Source organism: Mesorhizobium ciceri WSM4083 (genome assembly GCF_000519305.1).
Lineage (GTDB): Bacteria > Pseudomonadota > Alphaproteobacteria > Rhizobiales > Rhizobiaceae > Mesorhizobium > Mesorhizobium ciceri_B.
Genome location: NZ_JAFG01000004.1, coordinates 159,737 through 174,363, shown reverse-complemented (window position 1 = coordinate 174,363; position 14,627 = coordinate 159,737). Strand labels below are relative to the sequence as shown.

The window sequence follows — 14,627 nt, the reverse complement described above, 5'->3', positions numbered from 1 at the left end:
CGGATGTCAAATCCGAGTGGGCGCAGATCGCCAAACGAAACCGGTGGTGAGGCAGTGTCGATATTGCGAAAGTTTGTTCGCGCGAATGTGGCCATTTCCGAGTTCCTGGACAGAGCTCTGCCGCGGCGCCTTCGCATCGACGGCAACCGGACCTTTGCGACGGAGATAGCACCTCCCTTACTTACCTCAAACGCACGGGTTTACGATCTTGGCGGGGGTGCCAGGCCGTTCGTCAGTCTTTCGGAGAAGCGGCGCCTGGGGCTTTTTGTCGTTGGGCTCGACCTCGACGCGGAAGAGTTGTCGAAAGCGCCACGCGGAATATACGACGAGGAGATTGAAGCGGACCTTACCTCGTTCAGGGGGAGGGGCGATGCTGACGTCGTCATTTGCCAGGCAACGCTCGAGCACGTCCGTGATGGCGAGGGTGCCCTGCGCGGCATTGCCAGTTGCGTGAAGCCGGGAGGCGTGGTTGCCATTTTCTCGCCCTCGCGCAACGCCGTTTTTGCCAGATTGAATCGGGTCATGCCGGAGGAGATGAAGCGACGGCTGCTTTTTGCGATCTATCCTGAAAAGGGCATGGGTCATGACGGGTTTCCGGCCTTCTACGACAAGTGCTTGCCCAGTGACGTCGAGACAATCGCAAAACGGAACGACCTGGAACTTGTCGAGCGCCGTCTGTTCTGGAAAAGCTCCTACTTCTATTTTTTCGTGCCGGCCTTTCTTGCCTGGCGCATCTGGTTAGGCGTTTCGGCCCTGTTTCTCCGCAAGGATGCCGCTGAAACCTACGCCTATGTCTTTCGGCGAAAACAGTGAGTTCCCGCGGCTCATGAAAAGGAAGCTCGCGCTGATCGCCATTCCGCTCGACAGAAGAGGCGGTGCCGAAACCATCCTGAAACTTGTTGCGCGCGCACTTGCGAAGCGACCCGACTGGGACGTCGAAATCGGCTTCCTGGGTAGCCAGGCGGCGGGCGAGGCCGCTGGATCACACCAGGACGGAATTCGGTGCAGCTACGGCTTTGGCGGCGGCAAGGCCATGAGCGAGTTTTTGCTCGCCCCGCGGCTGATCCGATATCGGTACGATTTGGTGTTCTCGAGCCACGCACGGGTAAACTCGTTTCTGGCGGCCGCCAGAAGCGTTGGACTTCTCCGCAGTCATAGGCTGGTCGCCCGCGAGTCCACGGTGCTTCTGGACCGCTTCAAGGGTCCTCGCGCGCTCGCTTACAAGGCGCTCTACGCTGCCTATGGCAGCCAGGACATAATAGTCGCGCAAACGAGCTATATGAATGAACGCCTGCGTGACGTATTGCCCCGGCGAGCAATCGCCAAGCTGTGTACTTTGCCCAATCCGGTCGACGAAGATCTCATCGTCAAAATGTCCATGGAAGCATTGTCCGGCCACGACGCCGAGATACTTTCCCTCCGTCCGCAGATAGTCTGGTGCGGCCGGCTGATCGATGTGAAGCGTCCGACGATCGCGGTTGATGTGCTGGCCGAAGTCAGACGAAGGACCGGCGAGGATTATGAGCTGACCATGGTTGGCTCCGGCCCCATGGAAGCGGAGTTGAGAGCCCGCGCCGGCAAGCTTGATCTGGCCTCGCGACTAAATCTGCTCGGCCAGAGAGACAACCCGTTTCCGCTGTTTCGCGCAGCGCGTGCCGGCATGCTCACGTCGGCGACGGAGGGATTTCCCAACGTCCTTCTGGAAATGATGGCTTGCCGGATTCCCGGCATCGTCACCACCCCCTGTGCGGGAGATCTGGACATGCTGTCGGGACTGGAGATTTCAGCCGGTTTTGGCGCGTCGGAAGTTGCGGAAGCGCTGCTGAAGGTCATTCAAGGCGGCGATCGGTCGGCCTTGTACGGAAAGACCTTGTCGGAAAGATCGCCGGATCGGTTTGCGGATATGCTGTTGAGAGCGCCGTCGTCATATCCGGGTGGGCAGGGATGACGCCCGTTGCCCGCAACAAGATAGTCGTCTCGATAAACACATCCTGGAATGTCGTCAATTTTCGCAAGGGACTGATCGAGGCGCTGCGGAGCCGTGGCTATGACGTGGTCGTCGTCGCGCCGAGAGACGAATATTCTCCGCTGATTGCGGCCATGGGCTGCCGCTATGTCGAACTCGACATGGACAATTCCGGCACGTCGCCGTTGCGGGATTTGGTCCTTCTGTGGCGCTACTGGCGTCTCTTGCGGCGCGAGAGACCGCTGGCGTTTGTCGGCTTCACGATCAAGCCCAACGTGTTCGGCTCCATCGCGGCCAATCTGAGCGGCATTCCCGTCATCAACAACATTTCGGGATTGGGGACGGCGTTCGTCCGCGGCGGTCTGCTGCTCAGGATCGCCAAGGCCCTGTACCGGGTGGCGTTGGCCCGATCCAAAATGGTTTTCTTCCAGAATGACGATGACCGGATGCTGTTCGTCGACGAACGCCTGGTTCGCAAGGATCGAACCGCGCTTTTGCCTGGCTCCGGGATCGACCTCGTGCGTTTTGCCCCGTCGTCCGAAGCGCGCACCGGGTCTGGCGCCATCGTCTTTCTTCTCGTGGCCCGGCTTCTCTGGGACAAGGGTGTCGGCGAGTTCATCACGGCGGCCCGTCGGGTTTGCCGTGAGGTGCCCGGAGTGCGTTTCCAGCTACTCGGTTTTCTTGATGTCGAAAACCGGACCGCGGTCAGCCGCGAGCACGTGGAGAAATGGGTTGGCGAGGGATTGGTCGAATATCTCGGCTCCACCGACGATGTGCGGCCTTTCATGCGTGCCGCCGATTGTGTCGTGTTGCCCTCCTACAGGGAGGGAACGCCGCGCTCGCTGCTCGAGGCGGCTGCAATGGGCAAGCCGCTGATCGCAACCGACGTGCCAGGATGCAGGGAAGTGGTGGACCACGCCGTCAATGGCTTCCTATGCAAGGTGAGGGACCCTGATGACCTTGCGAGCAAGATGGTCGAGTTTGCGCGGCTGGACGGCTCGTCCAGGGACAGGATGGGGGCCCAGAGCAGAAATAAGGTCGAGCGGCAGTTTTCGGAAACGATCGTCATCGAGAAGTACATGCGGCAGATAGAAAGACTGAGCGCCCTTGCGACGAAATGAGCGGACCGGGCGCACCGGGTCGGATGGAGGATGGTTTTGTCAGTCAGGAGCATAGCGTTGCTTGCCGTCGTGGCTGTTTTGTTTGGTGTTGGCTTTCTGGGCATCGTCGTGATGCAGAGGGGCGGCCCGTCCCCCGCGAAGCCGGTAGCCGCGCTCAAGTCGTTTGACGGCAAGCTCGCCATTCCATCGGTCGATGATCTGCGCGTCGGCGGTCGCAAGATCCTGCTGTGCGGGGCGGCGTTTTCCAGGCCTCAGGCTATGCGCCTCCTGGTGACGGAAGCGGCGCGCCGAGACTACCAGGGGCTCGTCCTGGCCTGCAAACCTGTCGGTGCCGGAACACCTTGCGACGGCAAGATCGCTTCCAGGGTTGGCGATACCCTTGTTGTGCAGTGCCTGACGGCTGAGGGGGAAGATTTGGCCACCATACTTACGCAGGGCGGAATTCTCTGCGGCCAGCCGGTTCAGGCCGGCGCAACGTACAAACCTTGCTGAGCAGGTCGCCAGTACAGACCGGAAGCTCTGCGGCGAAGTGAGTGGGTCTTGTTCTCAATCTGGCCGGCTGCCCGCATTTGGGTATTTATGGGTCCTTTATTGGGTATGTCGGTTCTTGAATTTTCGGGTATTTTTGGGTATATTTGTGGGTATGACCCTGAAGATCGACTCCCTGCAAATTACCACCGAGATCCTTGCTCTGGTCTCGGAGATCGACGAATTCAAAGGGGCTTGGCGGGCGCTGGGCGCGCTCGCTCCGGAGCGCCTATCGGCTCTGCGCCGCGTTGCGACCATCGAGAGCATCGGCTCTTCTACCCGTATCGAAGGAAGCAGGCTTACTGACGGCGAAGTGGAGCGGCTTATCGCCAACCTCGACATCAAATTCTTTGAGTCCCGAGACGAGCAGGAAGTCGCCGGATATGCGCAGGTCATGGAAATGATCTTCACGCATTTCGATGCGATTGATCTGACCGAAAACCACCTGACACAGCTACACCGTGATCTGCTGGCGTTCAGCAACAAGGATGAACGCCATCGCGGTGCATATAAGACACTCGCCAATAATGTCAGTGCGTTCGATGCCGACGGAAAAGAGATCGGCGTCATCTTCGAAACGGCAACGCCTTTCGATACGCCGAAGCGGATGAAAGAGCTTGTCGAGTGGACACGCGACACACTCAACGAGCAAAGCCTGCACCCTCTGCTTGTCGTCGCAATCTTCACGGTGGTGTTTCTGGAGATACACCCATTCCAGGACGGCAATGGACGGCTGTCGCGCGTTCTGACGACGCTCCTGCTGATGCGCAGCGGATATGCGTATGTGCCTTACTCTTCCCTCGAAAGCGTGATTGAGAACAGCAAGGAAGGCTACTATCTGGCGCTACGCCAGACCCAGAAGACGATCCGCAGCCCGAACCCCAATTGGCAGCCATGGGCTGTGTACTTCCTGCGCGCTCTGCAGCAGCAAAAGCGGAGGTTGGAGAAAAAAATCGAACGGGAACGCCTTGTGCTCGGCAGGTTGCCCGAACTCTCTCTGCAAATCGTTGAGGCCATCAACGAGCGTGGGCGCATAACCATCAGCGAGATCGTCAACTTGACAGGTGCAAACCGAAACACCGTCAAAAAACACTTGGCTATTCTGGTCGACGCGAACCATCTGGCCCAACATGGAACCGGCAAGGGAACGTGGTACGGCCAAAATAGGCGGTAAAGGCGCCAAGTCTGAGGCACGTCGACTTGGTGAGTTGGATCGCGGTTGGGGCATGGAGCAGATCTCTATGGCGGGAGAGCAGGAATGGGTAGCCGAGCCGGCCGCCTACCCCGTTGGCCGCGATTGGTATCGAGCCGATCTCGAATTACATGCTGTCAGCACGACCAATGGTCGAAATCGCGCGGCTGCCATCAAGGAATATCTACCGAAAAATGTATTGATAATTCAATATATTAGGTTGGTTGGCGAAAGGTTTGGCGCGCTCAACTTGGTCAAAGCTTATCGAGCCAGTCACCGCGGAAAGGAGACCTCAAATTTTTGCCCGATAGTAAGAAACCTGTGACAGGTAGTCGAAAACTATTAATGCGATCTGGCTAAAGTACTGTGCTTGGACAGACACGCGTCAGCTTAAATCGCCTCGCGCGCGCGAAACAGGTTGGAATTGTGGCCAAAAACTGGTACGCGCTGATGCAATGCCTTTGACTGGGTGCGTCTGAAGTGGTGCAGCAAGAAGGGATCGAAGACTGATGAACCTTGTGGTTAAAACTGCGCTTGCCGTATTTGTCGTGTCAATCGGGTTTGGTCCAGCTTCATCGTTTGCCCAGGATGCTTCGTGCAGCTGCGCGACACCCTATCAAGGTTCGGCAAACCCGATCGGATCCATCCGTTCCGCCATCGGTGATGTGATGGTGTCGCAGACGGCGGGCTATGGCGCTGCCAAGGTTGGAAGCGCGCTCGGTTTCGGCAGCCGTGTGGTGGTTGGCGCCAAGGGCGCGGCCTCCGTTCTGGTCGGCGGCTGCAATCTGGAGGTTTCGGCCAATTCGAGCCTCGACGTTTCCCGCCTTGGCAACAACATTTGCCTCAAGCTTGTCGGCTCTGAGCAGACGGCTGCTATTCAGCCCTCTGGCGGCGGCGCCGGGTTCGGTCCGCCGGAGGCGATTTTCGCCGGCGCGCTTCTGACGTCTGGCGTGCTCGCGGCGACGCAGGATGACGACAACGGCGTCAGCCGCTGACGAAGACATGGCGGGGGCGGCCGCTGTAGAGGGGTCTGGATTGGCCGCGGGCCTGCTCGTTTATTGGGTTTGTTAACCATATTGCTCTATTGCTCGGGGCGGGCGGGTGTAATTCGTACCGACAGGGCGAGTTGCAGGTTTTGGTGGGGTAAAAATGATGAGTTGCCATCGGTTCGGGGCTGTTTTTGCTTTTGTTGCATTCGTCGCAGGGGGCCTCCTGTTCGCTGCGCCCGAAGCTGTAGCCCAGCAAACCTGTTCCTGTCTTGCAACCGTGCCGGCGTCCGAAGACGCGATAGGTCGTCTTACGCAGGTCCAGGGTGATGTCCAGATGTCCCAGGCCGGCGGCTATGCAGGGGTGGATGCCGAGGCGCCGGTGTATGCGGGCGCGCGCATCATGACCGGGGCGCAGGCGTCCGCTTCGCTGGCTGTCGGAGCCAATTGCGCGCTCGATATTCCAGCCAATGCCACCGTCAAGATTGACCCTGTCGAAGGCGGCATGTGCGTTTCGCTTGGGACGCCAGCTACGACGACCGTGCCCGCCAGTTCAGAGCCTGGCATGCTGCCGGTTCTCCTGGGCGGCGCCGCCGTTGGTGGTGCCGCCGCCCTTATTATCGGCCTGCAGGATGACGACGACGCGGTCAGCCGGTAGGCGGCATACGACACCCGCTGTTTTGTGTAAATTTGTCAAATGCGTCATTCGCCTTCATGCGGGTGACGCATTTCTATTTTGGCGAGGCGAAGTTTTGCCTCCTCTCAACCAGAAACGCCAATGATCGACCTGCATTCACATATCCTGCCCGGTCTCGATGACGGCTCTCCTGACTTGGCCATGTCGCTGGAGATGGCACGGCTGGCAGTGGCCGACGGTACAACGCATATGGCATGTACGCCGCATGTGATGCCTGGGGTTTACGAGAACGCCACGCCAAACATTGCCGAGGCTGTTCAGGCGTTGGAACGGGAGCTTCATCGCGCGGCCATACCGCTTACCCTATACGTTGGCGCTGATGTTCATCTCGCGCCTGATCTACCCGATCGATTGAGGCTTGGTACGGTGCCGACTCTGAACGGATCCCGCTATTTTCTGTTCGAACCGCCACATCACATTCTGCCTCCGCGGCTCGAAGACTTCGCCGCCCGTCTCATAGGCGCGGGCTTCGTGCCGATCCTCACTCATCCAGAGCGGTTGACCTGGATCAAGGCGAATTACGACGTCATCGAGAGGTTGAATACGCTAGGCTGCCTTATTCAGCTTACGGCTGATTCTGTGACGGGAGCCTTTGGACGTACGGCGCTCTACTACTCGGAGAAGCTTCTGGATGAGGGCAGGGTGGATATTGTCGCCTCCGACACGCACGGCGCCAGCCGGCGGCGGCCAGGGCTTTCCCAGGCGGTTGTCGCCATCGCGGACCGGTGTGGGGAAGATGAGGCTTACAACATGGCAGTGAAACGCCCGGACGCGATATTGCAGGATCGGCCGCTTGTGCCCATCGGAAAGCAAAGTGCGAGAAAATCGGGCGGCAGCAGTGCGGGGCGGTTTGGCGGATTGGGCCGGTTGTTCAAGAGTGGGGCTCTTTGATGGGCATTTTCGATCTTGCAAGAAGTCATGCGGGCACCGTGCCCGCTTTGCTCGCATCGCTAGCGATATCTGCTTGCGCAAGCACGTCGTCGACATCGACGTCCTCCACCAGTTCTGTCGATGCGCTGCAGCCGACGGCGTCTTCCTCGGCGCTCTCTGGCGGTGGTACGCTGCAGGTGGTCAAGGATCTCCCGCCGCCGCAGAATACCCAGAACGGCAGCGAGCAGCCGCTGTCTGCCAACGATGTGCTTGAGGTCAGTGTGTTCCAGGTCGATAATTTGAACAGAACAGTTCAGGTCGACGCAGGCGGACAGATTTCACTTCCGCTGATTGGAACCATGACTGCAGCCGGCAAGACCGTTCGTCAGCTCGAGAAGGAAATCGAGACTGCCTACGGTGAAAAGTACTTGCAGTCGCCTGACGTGACCATTTTCGTCAAGGAGTCCATCGGCCAGCGCATCACGGTCGATGGTGAAGTCAACAAGGCCGGCATTTATCCGGTGTCCAGCAGCGCTTCCTTGCTCGACGCGATCGCCCTTGCCGGAGGGTTCAATCCGGTCGGTGATGCCGGCAAGGTCTTCGTCTATCGCAATGTCGGCCAAAACAAGCTGGTCGCAAATTACAATGTCGAGGAAATCCGCGCCGGCAAGAACCGCAACCCGCGCATCTATGGCGGCGACGTGGTCGTCGTTTTTGCTTCGAAGTCGAAAATCGCGATGAACAATTTGAAGGATGCGCTGGGCCTCGCCTCCAGTGCTGCCCGCATTGCGGTCATTCCGTAGACACGGACAACCCCAGGATCACCTCGCGCATGCTCGATCGCAACAGGCAGCCCCAACTTGCCGGACCCGGACATGGCCAGGCCCTGTCCGCGGACTCCTATTACGACGTGCCGCAAAACTACGGTCCCTATGGTCGCGACTATGCGGGCCAGGATGAGGGGTTCAACCCGCTCAAGCTGCTTTTATACATCGCACAATATCGCTGGCTGATCGTCATGATGGCGGCAGCCGGACTCGTTGCCGGCGTTATCGTGACGATGATGCAGACACCAAAGTATCAGGCGACGACACAGCTCGAAGTTCTGGTGCCTTCGGCGAAAGTGTTTCAGGACATTGAGGTTGTTTCCGAAAACAGCGACGTCCGGGCCTTTCTGACCGCACGGGAGAAGCTGAAGAGCCGGGCATTGGCTCAGCGCGTGGTGTTCCAGCTTGGGCTTGGCGAAAAGCCGGACTTTCTGTTTCCGACGCCGAGCTTTTCCCCGAGCAATATTGTTTACCGTGCGTTCGGGATGTCCAAATCACCTTCCATTGAGGAGAAAACGCCCGAAGAGCGCGAGGCAATTGCCATCAAGCGCATCCAGGAAGATCTAACGGTCAATCTGGTCACCAATACAAGCCTGCTATCGATCACCTTCGTCGATCAAAAGCCGAAATATGCAAGCGACGTGGCCAATCAGGTCGCGCAGAGTTTTATCGATCAACGTCTCGATCAGACCAGCGAGACCTCTGATCTGGCACGGCAGTTCATCCAGGAACAGGTTTTGCAGGTGAAGCAAAAGCTGCAGACCTCCGAAGAGGAACTGGTCACCTATGCAAAAGATGCCGGCATCACGGTTACCGGCGACGACAAATCGCTGATCGGCTCGAACATCGAAGCCCTGAACACCGCCCTGGCCACGGCAATCCAGGAGCGTCTTGATGCGGGGCGGGTGGTCGATCAGATAGAAAAGGGCCGCGGGTCGAGCCTCGGTCCGGTTCTGGAAAGCGAAGGTCTGCAGAAGCTTAGCGATAAGCTGGCGGATCTGACCAGCCAGTATCAGCAGAAATTGGGCATCCTGAAGCCCGGTTTTCCGGAAATGCAGCAATTGCAATCGCAGATCAAGGAACTGCAGCGACTCTACAACAACGGCGTGCTGGCGATAACCGATTCATTGCGGCTGAAATATCAGGAAGCGCAGAACAAGGAAACCGACCTCAAGTCCAAGCTCGCGGAGATGGAGAGGCAGCAGGTCGTCTTCAACGACAAGAACATCAAATACACGATCCTGAAGCGCGAAGTCGACTCCAACCGGTCGCAGTATGACAGCCTTATCGCCAAGCTGAATGAAGTCGGCGTTAGCTCGGAGCTCAAGACGCAAAGCGCTGCGATAGTCGATTTCGCTTCTCTGCCCACAGCCCCCTATTCTCCACGTCTGAGCATCAATCTTGCAGTCGCTCTCGCGCTTTTCATGGCCCTGGCTGCATCGATCATCTACATCATCGAGTTGCTGAACAACACTTTCACCAATCCGGAGCAGATCGAGAAAGAGCTGGGGCTGACGATGCTCGGCATCCTGCCGCTTGTCGGCGACCGCGAACTCATAGCCAGCATCGCCGATCAAAAATCCGGGCTCTCCGAGGCTTATCGTTCGCTGCGAACATCGCTGCAGTTCTCCGGTGCGGAGGGCGCGCCGCGATCGCTGCTGGTGACCAGTTCGGAACCGTCGGAAGGCAAGTCGACCACGTCGTTCAAGCTTGGCCAGGATTTCGCGGCACTCGGCGCAAGGGTTCTGCTTGTCGACGGCGATCTCCGCAAACCCAACCTGCACCGGCTGTTCGGCCTCGACAATGCGATCGGGTTGAGCAACCTGCTGACAAATACCGTTCGCAAGGACGATCTGCCGGGCATTTTCAGACCGACGAAATATCCCAATGTCACCGTGCTGACGTCCGGAACGATTCCGCCGAATCCGGCCGACCTGCTCTCGTCGCCTAAGATGGCGTTGATCTTGACCAACCTAGGCAAACGCTTCGATCTGGTCATCATCGACGCCCCGCCGGTCGTCGGTCTGTCCGATGCACCAATCCTCAGCCGGCTTGCCGAAGGCACATTGATGGTCGTTTCGACCAATCAGGTCACACGCAAGTCAGCCAAAACGGCACTCAAGCGCCTGCGCTCAGCCGGTGCGAATGTGATCGGAGCGGCGATGTCGAAATTTACGGTCAACAAGTTCGACTACAATTACGCCTATAAATACATGAACTATCAGTACTACGACTATGGCGCGAGTACCCCGAAAATTGAGGGCAAAGTCGATGACGGAGCAGGCCAGCCCGCTCACGCGAAATCTCCGGCGTTCAGGCGTTTGGTTCGTCGCCTCCGTTCTGGTGTTGGCGGTTTCGTCGATAGGGCTAAGTCGGCTTCTTGAGTCGGAAGCGCCGGCTGTTTCACTTGCGCTCGATCCGTTGAACATAGATGCCTTGATAGGCGAAATTGCCGGCCGGTTGAGCGAAACAGGCGACGGTGTTGATCTCGACGTCTTGGCAACAAAGGCCAAGGGCGCGCTTCGTTTCAATGTCGCCGATGCCCGGCTCTACAGCCTGATAGGCGAGATTGAGTATCGACAAGGCGAGAAAGATGAGGCTTTTGAACTCTTCGATCAGGCTCGAAAGCTGTCCAAGACTGAAATCCATTCGCTTCAGAGATCGATCGATCGCTCGATCGAGGTGGGGGACCTGTCAAAGGCCGTTGCCGAGATCGACACGTTGCTGCGCCGGTGGCCCGACAGATTTCCAGTCATTGCGGCGGGCTTGCCGGCTATTCTTTCAAACCGGGACGGATATCAGGCTGTCCTGGCAGCCTTAAGGATCGAGGCACCGTGGAGATCCAGTCTTTTCTCCGCCCTTGGCAAGGATCCGCGGGGCCTGCGCGTCGCAAGCCAACTGTTGCTGGACCTTGCCGGATCGAGCTCACAACCGACGTCGAAGGAATTGTCTGCCGTAATCAACGGGTACATCCGGCAGAAGGAATACGAGGCGGCCTATCGCCTGTTCCTGTTCAGTCTGACCGATCAGGAGCGGACACTGGCCGGATACATCTTCAACGGCGGCTTTGAGCAGATCCTCAGCGACAAGCCATTCGACTGGCAGGTTCGCGACCGCTCCGGTCTGGAGATTACCTTTGCCGGTGCGCGCGATGTCGGCGAAAGCGATAGCGGAGCGACTGTTCGATTTCTGAATACGCCGGTGAAGAACGCCGCGCTCCAGCAATATGTCGAACTGCCTCCCGGCTCCTACAGGATTTCCCTGATCGCCTCCGCGAGAAATCTGAAGCTGCCCAAGCAACTGTTCTGGTCCATCAGATGCGCGGATCCGGCGGGCGAAATAGCTCGGTTCGATATTCCGGAAGGCACATTCAATCGGCGGCAGTTGAGCCTGGATTTCGCAATCGGACCAAGCGCGTGTCCCATGCAAGTGTTGCGGCTGGAAACATCGTCCATCGCTGAGAGCTGGCGATTTCGGTACGTTGGCACGTTGGTCATGCACAAATTGAGCATCGAAAGAGTTTCATCGTGAGAGAGCGGTCAGCCCGGTCCACGGAATGGGAAAAATATCTGCTTGGGTCGGTTCTTTTCCTGTCAGTGCTGATTGGCGGCGGCACCGCCAGCGGTCTCTACACCGAAGCGCTGATCGAGGTGGCGGCGATCGTCGCGGCCGCGGCCGTCTTTTCAAGGCCGTCTGAGCACGGCATCCCTCGCTTGGCCCTGTGGTTGCTTGCTCTGGGCCTTGCCGTGTTCTGTTTTCAGATCATGCCGCTGCCCGCCGCCCTGTTGAGCGGATTGCGGCCTGAGGTTCTACTTGCAAATCCGTGGCTGAGCGGTGAAACCGGGCTGCGTTTCGTCAGTGTCGGCGTGGGACGCACGATCGAGTGTCTGTTGTACTTCGTGGCGATGGCTGCATTCTTTCTGAGCGTCACCCGCTTGCGCCCAGATCAGGTCTACGGCCTTCTGCCCTTCTTTTTCATGGGTGTCATCTGTAACGGACTGGCTGCGGCGATCCAGTATTCGCTCTCCGATACGGTTGCCATACAGGGTTTGTTGCCGTTCACGATCAATGCGGGACTGTTTGCCAACCAGAACCATTTTTCAGCTTTGCTCTTCGTCTCCATCCCCTTCGTCGTCTACTACGGCCTGTTTCGCGGGCATCTTCTGTCCGGATCGCTCGGCTTGATAACGCTGCTGCTGCTGCTTCTGGCCGCCGGTTCGCGCGCCGGTATTCTGATAGGACTGGCGATCACCATAGTATCAGTCGTCTTTCTGTCCGCGCGCTCGAGGCTGGGCGGGTATGGAATACCCGCTGTCTTCATCGGGCTTTCGCTCTACACGATCGGAGCGTGGACGAAAATCGATGCGGAAGTGGTTGACCCGGCCTTTGGACGGGCCGAATTTGCCCGCACGACGATCGCGGGAATTGAAGAGAACTGGGCGACGGGCGTGGGCTTTGGCAGTTTTCCGAAGGTCTACCAGATTTACGAAAAGGGAGAGATGATCTTCAAGCCCTACGTCAATCACGCCCACAATGATTATCTGGAATTGGCACTTGAAGGTGGCGCGCCTGTTGTCTTTCTGGTCGCAGCTTACTCGATATTGCTTTTTGGGTTTTCCGTCACGGCACGGCGAGATCCGCTGCAGAAAATGGCGTTTCTCTCAGTATCGTTTCTTCTCGTTCATTCCCTGGTCGATTATCCCTTGCGAACGGCGGCGCTGGCGATGACCTTCGCCTATATGAATGGCGTTATCTTTCACAAGGGACTTGCTGAGCGGCTGAGTCAAAGAGGCGAGTCGACCGCCGCCCATGATGACAATCTGCTTGTTCCCGTCAGGCCGGCCTTGGCAAGACGATAGCAATGCGTCGCCCGGAATTGGCCAAGGGTTGGCGCTGGACCGTGGCCCGGTCATTTGCCGAACGCCGAGATTGACAAGCCACTGCATGGAACCTAAGCACGGGCGGCTGGGGCCGGGGGGTTCAGGCATGTCGAGGAGAGCTTCTTGAAAGGAATTATCCTTGCTGGGGGCAGTGGAACGCGTCTTTATCCACTAACATTAGCCGTCTCTAAGCAAATTCTGCCGATATACGACAAGCCGATGATCTATTATCCGCTGAGCGTTCTGATGCTCGCGGGTATCCGTGAAATTATGATCATTTCGACGCCGCGCGACCTGCCGGTTTTTCGCGAACTGCTTGGCGATGGATCGGAGTTCGGCCTCGACCTGTCCTATGCCGAGCAACCGCAGCCCAACGGGCTGGCGGAAGCCTTCATCATCGGCCGCAATTTCATCGGCAAGGACAGCGTGTCGATGATCCTTGGCGACAACATCTATTTCGGCGATGGGCTGTCGCAGCTTTGCCGCGACGCTGCCTCGCGCGAAAAGGGCGCTTCGGTGTTCGCCTATCATGTCGAGGATCCCCAGCGCTATGGCGTGGTTTCCTTCGACAAGGCCACGGGAACAGCGCTGACGATCGAGGAAAAGCCGCAGGTGCCGAAATCCAACTGGGCGGTCACCGGTCTCTACTTCTATGACAACGATGTCGTCGACATCGCCCCTGCCATCCGTCCCTCGGCGCGCGGCGAGCTCGAGATCACGGCGGTCAACAACGTCTACCTCGAGCGCGGCCAGTTGCATGTGCATCGGTTGGGGCGCGGCTATGCCTGGCTCGACACCGGCACGCATGACAGCCTGCATGAGGCCTCGTCATTCGTGCGCACCATCGAGCACCGCCAGGGCATCAAGGTCGCCTGTCCCGAAGAGATCGCCTTTGAACAGGGTTGGCTGACAGTGGACCAGGTTCTGCGTCGCGCCGACCACCTGGGCAAGAATGAATATGCCGCCTATCTGCGCCGGCGTGTCGTCGACCTGTCGGAGGGCTAGGTGTTGGAGGTCAGGCCCCTTGGCATCGATGGCGTGCTGGAAATCGTTCCGAAGCGACATGGCGACGCGCGCGGCTTCTTCGTGGAAACCTACAATGCCGAGCGCTTTTCGCAGGCCGGCATAGACCTGGCTTTCGTGCAGGACAATCATTCCTATTCCGCCGCGGCGGGCGTCTTGCGAGGGCTCCATTATCAGCTTGCGCCGCGAGCCCAGGACAAGCTTCTGCGCGTCATCCGGGGCAGCATTCTCGATGTCGCGGTCGACATTCGCCGCGGTTCGAAAACCTTCGGAAAATGGGTCGCTCTCGAAGTGTCGGCCGAAAAGGGCAACCAGATCCTGGTGCCGAAAGGCTTCGCGCACGGCTTCGTGACGCTCGTGCCCGACACCGAGGTCCTGTATAAGGTGACCGACACCTATTCGCAGGCGCATGACCGGTCGATCCGTTTCGACGATCCCGCCATCGGCATCGAATGGCCGTCGTTGACCGGCGGGTTCCAACTCTCGGACAAGGACCTCAAGGCGCCGCTGCTGGCTGCCGCCGAGGTGTTCGCCTGA

At 58.4% G+C, this 14,627-nt stretch carries 15 protein-coding genes; all 15 read left to right on the top strand.

Annotated features, from left to right (window positions below; translation table 11 throughout):
* Positions 1-3 precede the first annotated feature (3 nt).
* The 15 genes from MESCI2_RS0106710 to rfbC all read left to right on the top strand — a co-directional run bounded on the left by MESCI2_RS0106710 (position 4) and on the right by rfbC (position 14,627).
* Entirely contained in the window at positions 4-813 is an 810-nt protein-coding gene (locus tag MESCI2_RS0106710; RefSeq protein WP_081738627.1) for a class I SAM-dependent methyltransferase, read from the top strand.
* Positions 791-1,948, top strand: a complete 1,158-nt coding sequence (locus tag MESCI2_RS0106705) for a glycosyltransferase (protein WP_027035890.1) — start codon at positions 791-793, stop codon at positions 1,946-1,948. The genes MESCI2_RS0106710 and MESCI2_RS0106705 overlap by 23 nt, the downstream gene beginning before the upstream one ends.
* Positions 1,945-3,087, top strand: coding sequence for a glycosyltransferase family 4 protein (locus tag MESCI2_RS0106700; protein WP_027035889.1), 1,143 nt, complete (start codon positions 1,945-1,947; stop codon positions 3,085-3,087). Before MESCI2_RS0106705 ends, MESCI2_RS0106700 begins: the two co-directional genes overlap by 4 nt.
* 57 nt (positions 3,088-3,144) lie before the next feature.
* Complete coding sequence (locus MESCI2_RS0106695; RefSeq protein WP_155936591.1) at positions 3,145-3,579, top strand: hypothetical protein; 435 nt, start codon at positions 3,145-3,147, stop codon at positions 3,577-3,579.
* Between the two features lie 151 nt (positions 3,580-3,730).
* A complete protein-coding gene (locus tag MESCI2_RS0106690; protein WP_027035887.1) occupies positions 3,731-4,789 on the top strand; it encodes a Fic family protein in 1,059 nt (352 codons plus the stop codon).
* A 52-nt stretch (positions 4,790-4,841) separates the two neighbouring features.
* The gene (locus MESCI2_RS1000000137870; protein WP_155936590.1) at positions 4,842-5,132 is read left to right on the top strand and encodes a hypothetical protein; all 291 of its coding nucleotides are present in this window, start codon (positions 4,842-4,844) and stop codon (positions 5,130-5,132) included.
* A gap of 343 nt (positions 5,133-5,475) precedes the next feature.
* Positions 5,476-5,802 carry a hypothetical protein gene (locus tag MESCI2_RS0106685; protein ID WP_245270249.1) on the top strand — a complete coding sequence of 109 codons (327 nt, stop codon included), beginning with the start codon at positions 5,476-5,478 and terminating at the stop codon, positions 5,800-5,802.
* Between the two features lie 154 nt (positions 5,803-5,956).
* The gene (locus MESCI2_RS1000000137865; RefSeq protein WP_155936589.1) at positions 5,957-6,451 is read left to right on the top strand and encodes a hypothetical protein; all 495 of its coding nucleotides are present in this window, start codon (positions 5,957-5,959) and stop codon (positions 6,449-6,451) included.
* A 120-nt stretch (positions 6,452-6,571) separates the two neighbouring features.
* Positions 6,572-7,381 carry a tyrosine-protein phosphatase gene (locus MESCI2_RS0106675; protein ID WP_027035884.1) on the top strand — a complete coding sequence of 270 codons (810 nt, stop codon included), beginning with the start codon at positions 6,572-6,574 and terminating at the stop codon, positions 7,379-7,381.
* The gene (locus MESCI2_RS0106670) at positions 7,381-8,163 is read left to right on the top strand and encodes a polysaccharide biosynthesis/export family protein (protein ID WP_027035883.1); all 783 of its coding nucleotides are present in this window, start codon (positions 7,381-7,383) and stop codon (positions 8,161-8,163) included. Before MESCI2_RS0106675 ends, MESCI2_RS0106670 begins: the two co-directional genes overlap by 1 nt.
* A 29-nt stretch (positions 8,164-8,192) precedes the next feature.
* A complete protein-coding gene (locus MESCI2_RS0106665; RefSeq protein ID WP_027035882.1) occupies positions 8,193-10,571 on the top strand; it encodes a GumC family protein in 2,379 nt (792 codons plus the stop codon).
* Positions 10,459-11,718, top strand: coding sequence for a hypothetical protein (locus MESCI2_RS0106660; RefSeq protein ID WP_032900464.1), 1,260 nt, complete (start codon positions 10,459-10,461; stop codon positions 11,716-11,718). Before MESCI2_RS0106665 ends, MESCI2_RS0106660 begins: the two co-directional genes overlap by 113 nt.
* Positions 11,715-13,046, top strand: coding sequence for an O-antigen ligase family protein (locus tag MESCI2_RS0106655; protein ID WP_027035880.1), 1,332 nt, complete (start codon positions 11,715-11,717; stop codon positions 13,044-13,046). The genes MESCI2_RS0106660 and MESCI2_RS0106655 overlap by 4 nt, the downstream gene beginning before the upstream one ends.
* A 144-nt stretch (positions 13,047-13,190) precedes the next feature.
* A complete protein-coding gene (gene rfbA, locus MESCI2_RS0106650; protein ID WP_027035879.1) occupies positions 13,191-14,072 on the top strand; it encodes a glucose-1-phosphate thymidylyltransferase RfbA in 882 nt (293 codons plus the stop codon).
* Entirely contained in the window at positions 14,073-14,627 is a 555-nt protein-coding gene (gene rfbC, locus MESCI2_RS0106645) for a dTDP-4-dehydrorhamnose 3,5-epimerase (RefSeq protein WP_024503666.1), read from the top strand.